5 protein-coding genes are annotated in these 17,567 nt (G+C 66.1%); all 5 read right to left on the bottom strand.

The features are described from left to right. Nucleotides 1-14: 14 nt before the first annotated feature. The 5 genes from CH306_RS16345 to CH306_RS16325 are packed head-to-tail and all read right to left on the bottom strand — an operon-like array spanning nucleotide 15 to nucleotide 17,494. A complete protein-coding gene (locus CH306_RS16345) occupies nucleotides 15-1,628 on the bottom strand; it encodes a cyclic peptide export ABC transporter (RefSeq protein ID WP_094647135.1) in 1,614 nt (537 codons plus the stop codon). Further along, nucleotides 1,625-5,959, bottom strand: coding sequence for a condensation domain-containing protein (locus tag CH306_RS16340; protein ID WP_094647134.1), 4,335 nt, complete (start codon nucleotides 5,957-5,959; stop codon nucleotides 1,625-1,627). The genes CH306_RS16345 and CH306_RS16340 overlap by 4 nt, the downstream gene beginning before the upstream one ends. Beyond that, nucleotides 5,956-8,049 (bottom strand): non-ribosomal peptide synthetase, encoded by a 2,094-nt coding sequence (locus tag CH306_RS16335; RefSeq protein WP_094647133.1) that lies wholly within the window; start codon nucleotides 8,047-8,049, stop codon nucleotides 5,956-5,958. The genes CH306_RS16340 and CH306_RS16335 overlap by 4 nt, the downstream gene beginning before the upstream one ends. Continuing rightward, a complete protein-coding gene (locus tag CH306_RS16330; RefSeq protein WP_052049417.1) occupies nucleotides 8,046-8,963 on the bottom strand; it encodes a TauD/TfdA family dioxygenase in 918 nt (305 codons plus the stop codon). Before CH306_RS16330 ends, CH306_RS16335 begins: the two co-directional genes overlap by 4 nt. Then, nucleotides 8,960-17,494, bottom strand: coding sequence for a non-ribosomal peptide synthetase (locus CH306_RS16325; RefSeq protein WP_094647132.1), 8,535 nt, complete (start codon nucleotides 17,492-17,494; stop codon nucleotides 8,960-8,962). Before CH306_RS16325 ends, CH306_RS16330 begins: the two co-directional genes overlap by 4 nt. Between the last annotated feature and the right edge of the window lie 73 nt (nucleotides 17,495-17,567).

Below are 17,567 nucleotides of genomic sequence, written 5' to 3'. Positions count from 1 at the left end.
AGTGATGGCTTGCGTCAGTTGTGTACGGGCTGATCGACGAACACCTGCGCGCCCCGCTCGAGTTTGACGAGGTGATCGCACAGGTCGAAGTAGCGATCGTCGTGGGTCACGACGATCACGATGCGGCCTTCGTCGCGGATGCGCGGAAGGATGTCGGTATAGAAGCGGTGTCGGTTCTCCGGGTCCTGCTCTGCGGCCCACTCGTCGAGCACCACGACATCGCGCGGATCCGCCAGCGCTTCCACCAGAGCCAGCCGCTTGCGTTGTCCGCTCGAGAGTCCCTCGAAGATCAGACGTTCCCCGTCGAGTTCGACGACCGCGTCGAGCCCCAGCTCGTGCAGCCAGTAGCGGGCACGCGCAGCGACCTCGGGATCGGCCGACCGCAACCTACCGAAGACGTACGAGTCGGCGAAACACGCCGAGACGTTTTCCCGATAGGCGACGATCTCGTTCGGTGAGAGTGCGCTGCCGTCGACCTCGAGCGATCCCCCGTCCGGGGTGTACAACCCCGCCAGCACACGACCCAATGTGCTTTTGCCGCTGCCATTTCCGCCTACGAGGAAGGTGATCGTGCCGCGGGAGAAGCGCTGTGTCACCGGTCCGATCGCGAAGGCCTCTCCTGGTGAAGGAGCGTCGTACGCGAATGTCACACCCTCGACGCCGATCTCGTCGACAACGGCGGGCCGCCCGACGTCGACGACGACTTCGCTGTCCTCGCGCAGTGTCGCGACCTCGCCGATTCGGCGCAGTGCCACGACCGCACGCGACAGAACCGGTCCGATGTTGAGCACGGTGACCAGCGGGGTATTGAGGTAGAGAACCGCCAGTGCGACACCGACTCGATCCTGTGCCGGAATGCCGAGGGCGTCCCCACCGAAGGCGACCGCACCGACGCACGCCAGGAAGAGCATCTGCCCCCAGTACCCCGTGACGAGGCTGACGGTGGAACCCCTGACGACGCTGCGCGCGTAGTCGCCCGAGTGCCGACGCAGGTCCTGTTCCACCAGGGATGCCCGCAGCCGGGAGCTGAGCTTGACGTCCTTGAAGCCGTGCGTGATGGCCTGGTAGGTCTCGTGGAGTCCGTCCTGAGCCTGACGGGCTCGGTACATGTGCGCTCCGGCTCTGCCGTTCGCGAACGCGTACGCACCGCCGCCGACGACGATGACCAGCACCAACACTCCCAGCGCCACGGGCGAGAGTATGCCCACGTACCCCAGTGCACAGACGACGATCACCGAGTTGATGAGCAGCAACGGCAGAGACTGCACTGCCTGCCCCACGGCGGCGAGGTCGTCGGTGAGCACCGCCATCGCGCGAGAAGTACGCAGCGATTCGAATCCGCGCAGTGGCACCGACAGAAGGTCGTCGACGAGCCTCGTACGCAGTCGGTCGACGGACTTCTGTGTCACCCGCACCAGTGCGTTCGAGGCCAACGCACCGGACAGCAGTACCGCCACGGCCGCCGCCCCGAACGGTGCCAGCGCGTCGAGTCCGGTGTCGGAGGTCACCGCGCTGGTGATGGTCGCAACCATGGCGATGGTCGCAACACCGGTGACGATTCCTGCGACCACGGCCAGGGCCGAGATACCGCGACCGCCTCGAAGTAGAACTGCAAGCAGAGTTGTCATGACGGGGTGTCTCCTTCGGTGGCGTCGACCGCTGTCGCCGCGTCGGCCAGTGCTGCGCGGTACGCCTGGACGATCACTCGGTGCCGCGGCGGTGACACACGGGCTGTGTCGACGACGAGCATCAACGCGAGCCGATGCTCGGGTGGGTGTATCGAGAACGTCGCCATCAAGGCGAAGTCGGTGTCCTCCTGCGAGAAGTGGGAATCGTCGTCCTTCGAGCCGAAGGTGTGAGTCTTCTCGATGCCCGAAAGACGATGGAAGCGAACGAAATTGAATCCGTAGTCGAACAACGGTCCCCTGCCGACCGCCGTCGTGATGTCCACATTCGGCAGCCGTCGATGCGGCATCAATGCAGCCTCCGTGCGAGCGCATTCCTCCGCCGTCGCGATCGGGTCGGACAGGGCACGCAACTGCAGCGGCAGCATGTTCAGAAACATCCCGCGGGCATCGACACCACCCTCGCGCTCCAGCCGACCGTTGGCAGTTGTACCGGTGACCAGTTCGCGATCGCCGAAGACCTCGGCCAGCGCATGAACGTGCACGGCCATCGCGAGGTGACGAACCGAAATACCTGCAGCCGCGGCACGTTCACGGAGAGCATCGGCGTCGATCTCGGTGCGTCGGACGTCTCTGCCACCGATGCTGCGAACATCGGCCACTCGGCGCGGCCGGACGCCGCGCAGGTGCTCGGCCCAGGCCTGCGATGTCGCTGCGGACGATTGCGCACGTCGTTCTGCTGCCACGAAATCGACGAACTTGACGGGTACGGGTGGGTAGAGGGTGTCGTACGCCTGATCTCGTCGGAGCAGAGCATTGTGCCGGTCGACGACCTCGGCCAGTGTCGAGGTCCAACTCCACCCGTCGAGTACGAGGTGGCTGTCGCTGATGATCAGCTGGTCCTCCCCCGGTGCGACGCGAACCAGTGTCAGACGAAACAGCGGTGCCCGGTCGAGGTCGAACGGGCGCACCCGTTCCGCGGAGACGATCTCGTCGATCACTGCATCGGCGTCCGAACCCAGGGGCACCGAGACCACCGACAGGGGTGTGGCCACGTGCCGATGCACCAGTTGCAGAGGCTCGGCTGCACTCCACTCGTCGACGGAGGTGCGCAACACCTCGTGTCTGCGCACGGTGTCGGCGAGTGCCACCCGGAACGCCAACGGATCGAGCCCACCACGAATGCGCAGGCTGACCGTGTTGTGGTACACCCCAACGACCGAATCGGAGCGGATGTGGAACAACATGCCCTCTTGCGCTGCCGACAACGGGTACGCATCGGCCACGTCGTAGGGCAGGCCATCACGAACGCCGGCGTCGATCAGCGAGAACGGCTGCAGCTCTTCGTCTTCGGGCTCGGCCCTGACCCCACGATCGGCCACGAGTGCGGCAAGTTCTCTCAGGCTCGATGCGCCGAGTACATCACCGATTCCGAGCTCTGTTCCACGCGAGCGGACATCGCTCACGAGGCGGACTGCGAGGATCGAATCGCCTCCGTTGGCCAGGAACGAGCGGTCTTCGTCGGGCTCCTCGAACCCCAGCGCATCGGCGAGTGCACGCTCGAACCACCCCGGGGCAGTATCCGGTTCGTCATGCGGCCTCACCTCCGACGGGAGTGCCACAGCGGTCAGTGACTCCACTCGCCGATCGAGCTTGCCGTTGACCGTCACCGGGAACTCGTGCACGCGATGAATTCGGTCGGGTACCTCGTAGGCTGCCAGTCCGGTGGCAGCACCGGCGTACAGATCGACGCAGTCGTCGGCGGCGTCGACGAACGCGAGCAGACGATTCTCGTGTGCAACGACGCAGGCCCGCCGAACACCGGGGAGTTGCTCGAGTACGGCCTCGACCCCGGCCGTTTCGATACGGTGTCCGCGAACCTTCACCTGGGAGTCGATTCGACCGTCGACGTACAGTTCGCGTGGTGCGAGCCACCGCCCCTTGTCGCCGGTGAGGTAGAGCCTGGAACCGGGCAGAGCATCGGGAAACGGATCGGGAACGAAGCGCGACGCTGTCAACCGACCGCGCCCGAGATAGCCGAGAGCCAGACCTGCACCGCGAACGGTGATCTGGCCCTCGAAGCCTCTCGGCAGTGCCCGCCCGGCCGCGTCGATCACGACGACGTCGAGATGCTCGAGCGGTTCCCCCACCTGGACGGCGGGGGCCTCGAGATCGGTCCGGGTGACCACCCGCCGAGTGGTGTGCACCGTGGTCTCGGTGGCACCGAGCATGTTGACGACTTCGACACCCCCCGTCGGGTGTTGGACTGCATCGAGCCACTGCCGCACGTAGCCGGACGAGACCTGCTCCCCGCCGAGCACCACGCGTCGCAACGACGGGAGAACCGGCTGCGCCGCGATCAGCGACCCGAACGCCGAGTTCGTCAGCGATACAACGCTCACACTGTCCTCGTTCAGCCGTACGGCCAACTCGAAGGGGTCGCGGACAACGCCCTCCTCGTAGATCACGACGCGCGCCCCGCGAGAGAGCGCTGTCCATATCTCCCAGACACTGAAGTCGAAGGTGAACGCGTGCACGGCGGAGACGATGTCGCCCGGCTCGATGATCGAGGCGGTGGCATCGCGCAACGCCAGCAGGTTGGCGTGAGTGACCGGGACACCCTTGGGAGCGCCGGTGGTGCCCGAGGTGAAGATGATGTACGCGGGCAGGCCCGAAGCGACGGTCGGCAACTCGACCGCATCGACGTCGGAAACCACAGCTGCGCGGTCGATCGTGTGGAGACCGGGCGGAGCCTCGGCGACGTCCGAGAACACACCGGACTTGGCATTCGACTGTGCTGCAATGGAAGCGATGCGGACTGCTCCGTGCCGAGTGTCCACCGGAACATACGCCGCTCCGAGTGCCATGATCGCCGCAGCCCACACCACGAACTCGTGGTCTCGCTCGACCGACAACAGGACTGCGTCCCCGCTGACCACGCCGTGCTGCGTCAGAACTCCCGCACGCGCTCGAATTTCCCGAACCAGTTCCGCACGCGTGAGGGTGCGATCGGGTGCCACCAGTGCGACTCGCGAATCGTCGGCCGCGGACAGCAGCGGCGCGAGGATCGAGGCATCGAGCCTCGATCGAGACGCCGTGGTGCCGGTGAGTCCGACCGAGAGTTCCGCGACCGATACCGACGGATCCGCAGCGAGAACGGTGAGCAGAACGTCTCGGATGCCGTCGTGGGTCACTGCCGACCACCCCGGCAGCGCCGACTCGATCTGCACCTCCGGCGAATCGGTCGCCGAGATACTCACCGTCAGTGCGGCTTTCATCTCCCCTGTGTGTACTGCGACCGGCCGAGCTGTCGCGCCGCCCAGTGCGAAACAGGATCGGTCGGCGCTCTGGACGTTGACGAACACCTCGGTAGGCAGAAAGAAATCGGGGTCATCGCGGCGTAGGTCGGCGACCACGCCGGCCAGATCCACGTCGGCATGCGCGCTCGCAGCCTCCACCGAAGCTTCGATGCGGCCACGAACCTCGCAGAGAGTGTCGCTCTCGCACACCTCCACGACCAGCGGCACGGTGCTCACGAGTGGGCCGACCACGTCGAATTCCTCGACCTCCCGACGGTTGGCCAGTGGTATCGACATGCACACGACCTCCGAGCCGAGAAGCCTGGACAGCGTGACGGCCACTGCGGTGAACCAGCTCGTGGCATCCTCGCGACCGGCCCTCACCGAGGCACGGCTGACGACGGCTGCGCCGGGCTCGGACGGTCGCCAGGCGCGGCGATACGGCACCGTGGCCAGGTGGTCTGTCCACCACGACCTCGACGAAAGCCGTACCCGAGCGACATCGCGATAGCGGGGACGAGGCCGAATCGAGGAGGCACCCGGTTCCGCGAGCTCGCGAGAGATGTCGGTGATCAGGAGCGACACCGAATGGCCGTCGATCACGGCATGGTGGAACACCATGGCGATGCGGTCCGAGCGTCCCTCTCTGCGAAACAGGGCGACTCGCACCAACGGTCCGCTCGCCCACCCACGTGCAAGCAGCTCCTCGGTCGCGGCGTCCATGTCGTCCACGACAGCGATCTCGGGAACGATCGGACCGACGGGTTCGAGCGCGAAGCTCGAGCCGTCGGCGTCGACGATGCGCGTGGCGAACACCTCGTGTGATGCCAGGACCTCGACGATCGCCGCGAGCACCCGTGCGCTGTCTCCGCCGTCCAGATCGAACACACACGGCACCGAATATGCGGTCGAGGGTGCAGCGCAGTGCGCTCTCCAGAGCCGTTCTTGATACGGGCTCGGTGCCCGCAGATCCACGGCACCCTCGGCCTCGATTCCCGTGTCCGCGGCAGCGAGAAGAACGTCGATGTCGCTCACCGTTTCGCCCCGTCCAACGATGCAGCCATTCGATCGAGGTGGGCGACGTCGACGCGCTCGAGGAGTAGATCCTCGTGTTCACCCAGGGTGTCTCGTTGCTTGAAATCGTGAAGCGACACATCCACTTTGAGAATGCGCCGGTACAGCGCGACGATCTTGAGCTGCTTCATCGAATCGCCGCCGAGCGCAACGATGGACGACGACCGAGTCGGCTCGGATCCGAGCACGGACGTCCAGATCGTCTCGAGCACGCGGTGCGGTGGTGCAGGCGATGCGGCCGCCGCCGTGTCGAGGCCTTCCGAGGCAGCCTGTCGGTCCACGTGCCGGGCGAGGGTCGAGACGTCGACCTTGCCCACCTCGGTACGGGGAATCTCGGCCACCCAGCGCACCCGGCTGGTGCGCAGTTCGCGTCGCCAGCTGGTTTCGACTCGGTCTCGCACCGATCCGAGCACGTCGTCCCGTTGTTGCAGTGGGCATTCGACGACGACCTCGATGCCGCCGTGCACCACGACCACGGCGGCGCTCGTGACCCCTGGGACGACGGCGATGTCGTTGCGCAGAGCCTCGAGGTCGGTGCGGACTCCGTTGATCTTCACTTCGGCATCGGTACGGCCGAGATAGACCAGCCCGTCGGACGTGGCTCGCACGCGGTCGCCGGTCGCGTACATCCTGGTGCCCGATCCGGTTCCGCAGTCCACTGCCATCGGCAGGAACGAGGCCGCGGTGCGACGCGTGTCGCCGTGGTAACCCCGCGAAACGCTGTCGCCCGAGATGTGCAGGGTCCCGACGGCACCGACGGGAACGGCGGTGAGCCGGTCATCGAGTACGACTGCGACCGAACCACGGATCGCGCTGCCGATGGGGGTGCGATCGCGGCGGCCGGTGACCTCTCGCAACCATGTTGCGTTGGAGGTGCATTCGGATGGTCCGTACAGGTTGACCACCCGTACACCGGGCCACAGGGACCGAGTGCGCTCGACCAGAATCGGATCGAGGGCCTCACCACCGAGCAGCAGAGTTCCCCGCGTCGTGATCGGACGGTGCGTCGCTACGTCCAGGAACTGATTCCACACGGCCGGCACCGTATTGATCGACACGTTGTCGATCGCAGTGGCCCGGTCGATCTCTCGTAGTACGTCGCCCGACTCGGGTAGCACCACCGTTCCCCCTGCGGTGAGCTGCCCCCAGATCTGCTTGACGATGGCGTCGAATTCGGGGGCGCTGAGGACCGGCATGGTCACTGTCGGGCCGCAGAGTTTCTCGGCCTCGAGAAATGCACAGTAAGCAGACAATTGGGCCCGTTCGACGACGATCGCCTTGGGCTCACCGGATGTTCCCGACGTGAATTGCACGTACGCGGCGGCAGAGGCCGACGCTCGATCGAACCCTCCTGAGGCCGATTCCCGGCTCGAGGCGATGGTCGATGCGGTGCGGGCATAATCGGATTCGTCGTCCGAGGACACCATCAGATAGGCGCGCCCCGAGATCAGGGCTCCGAGCAGTGTCACCACCGAGCCGATCGACCGATCGAATCGCACCGCAACGACGTTTCCGGCTCGGGACGCATCGAGTCCGTCGGCCGCCACCTCGGCGGCACGGACCAGGTCCGCGTAGTCGAGCGTCGCGGCTAGGGAACGAATTGCAGTGCGGTCGGGTGTGAGTCGGGCGTGTGTGCGGATGCGCTCGACGACATCGACGTTCTCGAACTTTCTCGCCTCGGGCACCGGCGCGTCACCGGCGATCCCCGCATCGAGTCGCCGAGCCGTTTCGGTCGCTATGGAGGACGCGACCAACGAATCGAGTGTCCACCCGGCCACCTGCCCCGAGACCTCGACCCGTTCGGGTGTCGCCCTGACGATGACGTCACCGGCATCCACGACCCAACCGGCACCGGTGCGTATCGTGCGCAGCGAACCGATAGTGCCTTCCCCCAACAGAAACGGCGTCAGCGCCGCACGGACGGCGGACTCGACGGTATCGACGGAGGCATCGGCCACGTGTGCCGGCACTCCGTTCGTCCCGTGGCTCGCGCTGTCGTCGTCCACGACCCAGGCTCCGGCCAGACGCGCGAACAGGGTATCGGCGGTCATGCCCAACTCCCCTCTCCGGTCATGCACACCCGCACCTCCCGAGAGCCGGTGTACGGCTGCCGTCCGTGTGCAAAGCGGCGATTGTCGACGATGGTCAGATCCCCCGCCTCCCAGGGCACGGCGGTCGATGTCGCGTCCACCGCATCGCGCACCGCGCCGATGTCGGATTCGGGGAACGGCGAGCCGTCACCGAGCAGGGTGTTCTTGGGGATTCCGTCCTCTCCCACGACGTCGAGCAGGTCCTCGCGCACCCCGGACGGCAGCGTGCGCACGTTGAACGCGACCATCTGGTTGAACCACGACTCGATGCCGCCCTCGCAGTCTCGGTACGCAGGCAAGGTCCACGACGACGTGACGACGTCACCGTCGATCCGAACGTCCTCTCCACGTCGGGCAGCACAGTCGACGAGCTCCGCCTCGTCGTTCACGCCGTACGCACTGCGCCAGTCGGTACCGAGCAGGGGGTGGAAGGCGCGCCGGTACCTGATGCCGAACAGACGGAGCCGCTCGGCAAGCGCGACCGGAATGCGCTCGGCGATCTCGACCGTCGATGCAAGTGGAGTGGCCCCGCCGGAACGTGGTGGTTTCGCACAGCAGAATGCAAGGTAGAGCGGCCAGGTACGCGAATACGCCATCTCCGAGTGCAGATCTATCGCGTACTCGGACGGAAAATCCGTGGACGAATACACGTTTCGATCGATTCGGGTGCGCGGCGTTGCGCCGCCGTGATACTCGAGTGGCGCAGCGCCCGTCACGGTTTCGGTGATCGTGTCGAACTCGCGGACTGCCCCGCCCAGACCGCGCAGACGCAACACGCCCTCGGTCGCGAGAATCTCGCGAAGTTCGATCAGATGAGCATCGATCCATGCGGTCGCGTCGGCCCCGACGTCGATCGCCTGTCTGGTGGTGGTCAACGTGTGCTCCTCGGTGCAGAGTCGGCTGTGGTGCTGATGGGCAGATCGGGAACCCGTCGGTCGATGTGATCGGCAGGCTCGGCGAGGTCGGCCAGGATCTCGAGGAGATCACTCAAGATGCGGTGTCCGTCCGGCTCCGTCACCTGCTCCAGATCGCAGTTGAGGGTCACCTCGATGCCGGACGCGCCGCCGAGGTCGATCACCGACGCGGTCAGCGCAAGACCCGTGCGTTCACGGGTCGACATCACTTCGACGGGGCGACCGAGAAACTCGTCGGCTGCGCCGGTTCCTCGTGCGTCGTCGACGATCACCGCGGTCTCGTACATCGCACCGACGCCCGCCGTGACGACACGGTCCGGATCGTGTTCGTGGACATCGGATTCGGGCTCTGCTCGCAATGCACGATGCATCGACTTCAGCAAAACGTCGATATCGGCGGGCAGTCGCACGTCGAGCGTGCGGGTCTCGATGTACATGCCGGGCGAATCGTCGTGGCCCGCCGGACGGTGTTGTCCGACGCTGCCGAACCGCACGTGCCGACCGGACCGTCCGAGCAGCAGTGCCCAGCCGGCGTGGACGAGAGATGCCACGGTGACACCGCGTCGGGCGGCGGCCCGTCGTACCTGCCGCGCAGCCGCCGGTTCGACCGAGCGGGTCAGATCGATGTTCCCGTGGCCCGCCGCGGGTGCGTCCGGATCGAGCGGCGGAAGCAGCGTGGCCGGAGATCGGTCGAGAGAGGCAGGCCGTTGCCGATTCGCCGACACGACCATGTGCAGGAGCATCCGATGATCGGCTTCCGTCGGCACGGGACGGCCGAAGTAGTGATCGTCGATGTGCTGCAGCAGCATTCGGACGGTCCAGCCGTCAGCGACGAGATGGTGGAAGGTCAGGGCCAACGCACCGTTCGAGACGGTGGCCCGAAACAGCGCTGAACCTCGTGCAAGAGAATCGACGTCGATCCCGGCATCGAGAATGTCCGACACCACGACCGATTCCGCGTGTGCCCGAACCACCAGAATCGGATCGGCAAGCCCCTCCCATACGATATCGCCGCGAAGCAGGGGCATCACCGTGACCGCGGATCGGACGGCTGCGCACAGTCGGCCGACCTCGACGCCGTCCGGCAGTCTCAGGACGATCTGCTCGATGTATGCAGCGCCGGGATCGGAACCGCTGCGCAGGTACATCGCTTCCTGAACTTCGGTGAGCGGTGCGACGGCCTCGACAGGCCCGGAAGCGAGTACGTCGTCGATCGTGTTGCCGCGCAGATCGATCGCACACAGTCCCGCCTCCACCGCGATCGACCGGGCCGAAGACGCGGCCGTGATCGCCGCGACCATCGCATCGGCGACCAGATCCGCCGACTCACCGTCCACGTGTTCGACTGCTACGACGAATTCCCCGCCTCTGAACCAGGCGTCGATCTGGACAGCGACCGGTCGTGTGGCATGAGCGGCACGCAGATGCCCCTGGCCGTACGCACGTGCCGAGCCCGTGCGATCGGCGTCGAGCCGCCCGACGTAGTTCACGCCGACGTGTGGACGCAATCCCGGACACGGGTCCGACCCGAGGATGTACCTCAGGACCGTGGGTAGCTGACCGGTTGCACCGAGAAACGTTCGCCTCGAACGTATCTCGGCGATCTGCTCACCTGGTGTCGCGGGGTGTACCGGAACCGCGGACAGTCCGGTGAACCACCCGACGGTTCGGGTCAGATCGATACCGTCCGCGTCGAGCTCACGTCCGTGCGTCTCGACCTCGATGACGACCGGCGATGCGTCTGCTGTCTCGGCATACGCTGTGACCGCCGCCGACTGCAGGATCTCCTCGACACTTGCACCGATGGCGGCCGTCGCCGCGTCGATCATCGCGGCGGGAACACTTCGCTGTACCGAGACCGCGGCGCCCTCGGTGCCCGGCTCGATACGTCCGGAATCTGCGCCCGTGAGGTCGAGCCCTCGATAGGCGGCGCGGCATCGCTCGGACGAACCGGGGGCGCTCGCGTCGGAGGCCAGCCACTGCACCCACTCGTGAACACTGGTGTGCTCGGACGGAAGACGAACGCCGTCGTCACCGTGAGAGACGGCCTCGATCAGGTCTCCTGCGACGATGTGCAGCGACACGACGTCCATGACGAGGTGATGGGCCAGCACGATGATCGTGGCCGCACCCGAGTCCATCGCTCGGACGACGCCGAAACCGATCGGTGTGCCGTTGTCGATGCCGACTCGACGGGTCAGCATGTTGAACACCCGCTTGCACGCGTTCGCCACTTCGTGGTCGACCGTGTCGAAGAAGAACAGGACAGGGCATGCCTCGGCGAGAACGAACTCCTGAACCGAGTCCGTTTCTTCGAGGCGCACCCGAAGCATGGGGTGTACGCGAAGCACCTCGGCTACCGCAGCGTCCACGCGGGCGCTGTCCGGCAGGAAATCCAGATCCAGCCGAATTGCCATGTTCCACTGCGCGATCGGCTCGGGCGATACACGATCTCCGAACCAGTGCACGGCCGGCGGTAGGAGCCGGCTTCGATGGGGCTGGGTACCGTCGGCCACGGCAGACGGGTCGACGGATGCGGTCGCCACCAGGGCATCGACGGTTCCGTCGGCGAGAGCCACCCGTACGTCGAGGACGACTCCGCTGCGCCGTACTATCGCCGACAGTTCCAGCGCACGCAGCGAATCACCTCCGGCGGAGACGAATCCGATATTTCGATCGGTGACGCCGAGAACCTCCCGCACCGCCGAGGTGACGATGCCGTCGATGTCGGTGGCGTCGCCGGGGTCACCCACGGCCGGCGTACCGGCGAGAATCCGGGTCCGTAACGCGAGATCGTCGACTTTCCCGTTTCGGGTCAACGGCAACTCAGAGACCACGTGCACACGCGCCGGAACCAGATGGGGAGGCAGGATCGCTCCCATTGCGGCGCGAACGGATCGAGCGTCCTTGTCTCGAACCACGACGACGCATTCGATGCGTACCGCCACACCGTCGCTGGGTGCTACGAGCAGTGCGCGGGCCGAAACAACGCCGTCCACTGCAACCGCCGCGGTCTCGATCTCGGCCGGATCGACGCGATACCCACGAACCTTGGCCTGACGGTCGACCCGGCCGACGAACGTCATCGAACCGTCGGCAGCCCTGAATCCCAGATCCGCAGTGCGATACATCCGCTCACCAGCCGATGCAACGGTGGCCACGTTCGGCCGGAACGCATCGGCCGTACTTCTGGGGTCTCCCGAATAGCCTGCTGCCAGAATGCCGGTCAGCCAGATCTCGCCGATCACGCCGTCGGCGACCGGCAGCAGGTCGGGGCCGAGGATCGCCGCACCACGACCCGGTGAAGACGTGCCTATCGGGAGTGGATCGAGTGCCCGACGCTCGATGCGGTGGGCGAGGGCCGTCACCACCGCCTCGGTCGGGCCGTACGCATTCCAGAGCGTCACTCCGTCCGGTACGCGAGTCGCCCACGCCGGCAACGCTTCTCCACCGACGATGACGGTGCGCACAGTCGGGGGCAGCGCAACGGAGCTGAATTGGGTCCAATAGCCTGTGGGCGGGTTGAACACGGTGACGGCGAACTCGTTCAGGAACTGCGCGAGTTCGGTAGGCGCAACGATGTTCTTCGGCCTGCCCACTGCGGTGGCACCGACATACAGTGCGCCCAAGAGCTGTTCGAGCGACGCGTCGAACGCCACCGACCCGAACACCAACACGACGTCGGTCGGCCGATAGTCGAAACGCGCGCACGTACCGGAAAGGTGGCGAGCAAGCGCGCCGTGCTCCACGGCGATCACCTTGGGCTCACCGGTGGTGCCGGACGTGAAGATCAGGTACGCGAGATGGTCGGCTGGGTTCGCCTCGGACCTCGGCAGCGCGACGGTCGATCGCGCGGCCTGCTCGCCCGGTACCAACGACCAATGCGCTCCGGATCGGGTGAGCATCGTCTCGACTCGCTGGGCCGGAAGATCGTCGTCGACGACCATCCAGGTGGCACCCACGGTTGCGATCGCGAGAAGCGTACTGGCCAGCGAAACCGACGCCGACGCACGGACGGCCACCACGTGCCCTGGCGCGACACCGACCGCGCGCAATCGAGCCGCGCCGTCTCGACGACGCTCGTCCAGCTCGGCGTAGGTCGAGCGGACGGAACCGTCGACCAGGGCGATCCGAGCGGGATGGTTTCGCGCGTTCTGCGCGACCCTCTCGACCACCGAAACAGACTGTTCGACAGCGTGATCGACCGCCCGATTCGCGAGGGCGGCAAGAATCGTCGTCACCGGAGTTTCACCCGTGGCGGAGGCCAGCCCCGACAGCACTGCTCGAATTCGTCGAGCCACGGCACCTGCGGCTGTCGGCGAGACCGTAGTGGTGTCGACGTGCAGATGGAGCGCGCTCGTCGGCCATGTCCGGTACTGCAGAACCAGTGCGAACTCGGTCTGTTCCACGAGCTCCACCGATGCCGTTTCGATCCCCGGTCCGAAGGAGAGAACCGACGGATCGAGGGGGTAGTTCTCGACGACGACGAGGGTCTCCGGTGCCCACCCGGTGGCAACAGGTCCGTCCATCGCGGCGGCCACCTGATCGGCGACACGAGCACCGAGGTCGGCTAGTTCCGTGACGTCGGTCCACGTCGAGGTGATCGGGTCGATCCGCACGAACATGCCCACCGCGCGATCCATCCCCGGTGTACCGATGTGACGGCCGCTGCCGACCGCGCCGTGCTCGACCGTCCGGACTCCGAAGACGCTACCGAGCACCAGTGCCCACACCGTGTTGACCAGTGCGGCCCCCGTGATGCCGAGCCTGTCGGCCACGACATCGAGATCGACTGGTGGAGTGATCGTGTGGGTCCGGGTCGCACCGAGTTCCACCTCTGTCGGCGAGGACAATCTCTCCACCAGAGGGCGTGCATTCGACCGATGTTCCGCGACGGACTCGTCCGCCGACGACTCGAATCCGGCTTGTCTGTCACCTACGTCGCCCGAGCGGTACGCGGCCGCGAGGCCCGCGACGATCACCGGCAGGGACCAGCCGTCGGCGATTGCGTGGTGATGGGTCCACAGGACCCGCACACCGTCGGCGCTCGGCACGATCAGCACCCGCGAGAGCGGATCGACCGGCAGAGTGAACCCACGCGCACGATCTTCGGCCAGCATGTCGGTCCAATTCACGACCTCGGGACGGATGTCGATCGGAACGGTGCCTGCTCGTCCGGTGTCGAGGGTGAGGTACGGGGCCGCGGTGGCGTGCGCTCCGAGGACAGGGAAGGCTTCGAACACTGTTCGCCACGCCGCAGCGAGACGCGCAATGTCGACATCACCCGACAGTTCGAGCACCAACTGTTCGACGTAGACCCCCGGTGACGACGCCTGCGCGGTCTGCAGCAGCATGGCTCGTTGAGCACGGCTGGTGGCGAGCGTATCCGTCCGAGCGCCGATGGGCCGCACGGAGGGAACGACCTCCCCTCCGGTGACGAGGGAGAGTTCGCGTAGCGGTACCGGTGCCAGAAGTCGGCGAGGTGAGAGCTGAACGTCCCGTCTGTGCAGGAAGCCCACGACCCGCATGGCGGCGATCGAGTCACCGCCGTGCTCGACGAAGGTACGGCTCCCGTCGACGGCACACGACAACGCATGCCGAACCGCGTCCAGGAGAAGGCCGTCGGTGTCGGCCGAGGGTGCATCGGCCGCATTGTGCTCGGTCGTCGGGACAGCGACCTCGGACAACAATGCCGCAACCGCACGCCTGTCCACCTTGCCGTTCACACTGCGTGGGATGGACTCGACGACCTGCACAGCGCGCGGTGCGAGATGCGCGGGAACCTCCTGGCGAATACGGGTGAGCATCGATTCGACGTCCACGCTCGCGAACACGGCATCGTCGACGGCGATGACGAGGTCACGGCGCCCACCGGGCCCCGTCGCGACACCCGCGACACACTGATGCCCGGTGATCCGGCGGACCACCGCTTCGACCTCGCGGGGCTCGATACGGAATCCGGAGATCTTGAACTGCTCGTCGACTCGGCCGTCGAACACCAACCGACCGTCGGATGCGATTCGCACTCGATCCCCGGTTGCGTACACCCGCCGTCCGTCGGTCCCCCACGGATCGGGCCTGAACTTGTCGGCCGTGGCCCGCGGGTCGCCGTCGTATCCGTATGCCAGCGTGCCGGTCAGGTGAAGTTCGCCGGGTGTTCCTGCCGGGACCGGGCGACCGGATTCGTCGACCACGCGAGTACCGATACCGGGTACTGCTCGCCCGATCGTGACCTGCTCGTTCGCTGCGACGTCATCGGAGGTCGACCAGATCGCACTTTCGGACGGGCCGTACTCGTTGGTCAGCGTGACATCGGGCAGCCTCGCATGATGTCGATCGACCAGAGCCTCGGTGCACTCCTCTCCCGCGACGATCACCTGTCGCAGAGAGAGCAAGCTGGCGGACTCGTCGAGCAGTGCCTCGTACAACGACGGGATGGCAAGTACGTGGGTGACACCACGATGGGCCACCACATCGGCCAGTTCTGCGGTCGAGCGCGGCTCGCCGGTATCGACGAGCAACAGCTCACCGCCCCGCACCAACGTCCAGAACAGACCGGCGTATGCACTGTCGAACGACAGTGACGACAGGTGCAGAAAGCGCTGCGGCTCTTCGCCGTACACGACATCGCGTGCAGCCGTGGAATACGCCAGAGCTGTGCGATCCACGAGCACGCGCTTCGGCCGTCCGGTCGATCCCGAGGTGTGAACGGCGTAAGCAGCACGCAGCGGAGGCGTGCGGTCGGGTATGGGAAGCCCGCCGGCCGCGGGACTCCCATCAGCACCACCGTATTCGATGACGGACCCTGCGAACGTCTTCGGAATCGCACCCCCCGTACCGGTCGCGACGACGGCCACGTCGATGCCGGCGAGCATGATGGCGCGACGCTGCTCGGGATACATCGGGTCCACGACAACGAACGCGTTGCCGGACAACATCACCCCGAGTATCGCCGCCACGGCGTCGGGCTCTTTCGGCATCGACACGGCCACGAGCTCGCCCCGTCGACCGCTCAGCGAACGTGCCACCCGACTCGCCGAACGCCACAGTTCGGCGTAGGTCAACCTGGCCGAACCGGTCGACACGGCGAAACGGTCGGGGTGCGAACGCGCGATGTCGCCGATTCGTGCGATCACATCGGCCGGTCGGTCGGTAGGCCCGCGATCGGCCGGATGCACCCAGCCCGAACCGGACCGACCCGGTTCGACGAAAGCGAAGGACGCCGGTCCTGAAATGCGCTGGAGATCGTCTCGAATGTGCTCGGCGATCAGGACCGCAGCACGGTGATACCGCGGTCCGAAATGTACTGCGCAGACGTATCTTCCGCGCACGAGCCCGACCTGGAATCTCAAGTCGAATTGGCCGGTCTGCGAGGGCACCGGATACGGGTTCGCCCGGTAACCCGACAGGTCGAAGTCCCATCGATCACCGAGAACGAAGGCAGTACCGAACGCCAGATGCGACGGTTCGTAGAGAAAGGTGGTTCGAGTCAAGCACGAGGGTTCGTCTGCGTACTGTGCGTATTCCGAGAGCGGAAGGCGTCCATGTCGCCTGGCACCTGCAATGGCCTCGCCCGCTGCGCGAAGGTCGTCGTCGAACGAGAGCCCGACACGCGAACGTGCCACTGCGAGTTGGGTGAAACTACCCAGCGTCGTCAGATGTCGTTCGTCGCGCCGCAGCACCGGCATTCCGACTGCTATGTCGGCGACAGTGGAGGTCGAGACAGCGGCGAGAGCGCGCTGGAAGGCCGCGAGGAACAATGCAGCCGGCGACACAGCGGCCGACTTCGCTTGTGCACGAAGAGCTTCGGCGACGTCGGGCTCGGCCTCGAACCGCACGAACGGTTCGAGAGGGTCGGGGGCAGGATCGGTCGAGGTCGGCAGACCGGCCAATGGATCGTTCGAGTAGCCCTCGACTGTGGCACACCAGTACGCGCGATCGGCCTCCGCCTCGGACGAACGGAGGTAGGCCTGCTCGGCGTCGACGAACTGCTCGAAGTTCGCTCCAGGGTCGATTTTCGCACCCGACTCACCGAATTCGAGCGCTCGCAGGTTCGCGAAGTACTCGTTGAGAATCAACGGTGCGCTCGCAACGTCGATCAAGATGTGATGAACCACCAGCGACACCACCGCACGGCGCCCGTCACAGCGGACTGCCGCGCGGACGAGGGGCCCAGCGAACAGATCGAACGGTTGCATCACACGAAACGCGAGATCCTCTCGCACGCTCCGGTCACGCACATCGGGCACCTGAGCAACGTCGACCGATATCGATCTGTCGGTTGCCCGGAACCGGAAACCACTGTCGTGAGAGACAATTCGGCTCATCAGAACCGGGTGGCGTCGCAGCGCGTCCTCCCACGCCGATCGATGGTCGGACGCCGATGCCCCACTCGCAACGATCACGGACGCCACGACGTTGTTGCCGATATCGGTGGGTTCGGCGATCTGGTCGAACAGCATCGCCGACTGAGCGGCGGTCAATCGATTCATCTCGCAGATCTCCCATGGGCCGGCGTCGCGATCCCCGAATGCGCGACGCGCATCGGCTCCGACGGTGCAGTGC

Source organism: Rhodococcus sp. 15-725-2-2b (genome assembly GCF_002259075.1).
Taxonomy (GTDB): Bacteria; Actinomycetota; Actinomycetes; order Mycobacteriales; family Mycobacteriaceae; genus Rhodococcoides.
The sequence above is the reverse complement of the archived record's forward strand: the minus strand, read 5'-3'. Positions and strand labels throughout refer to the sequence as shown.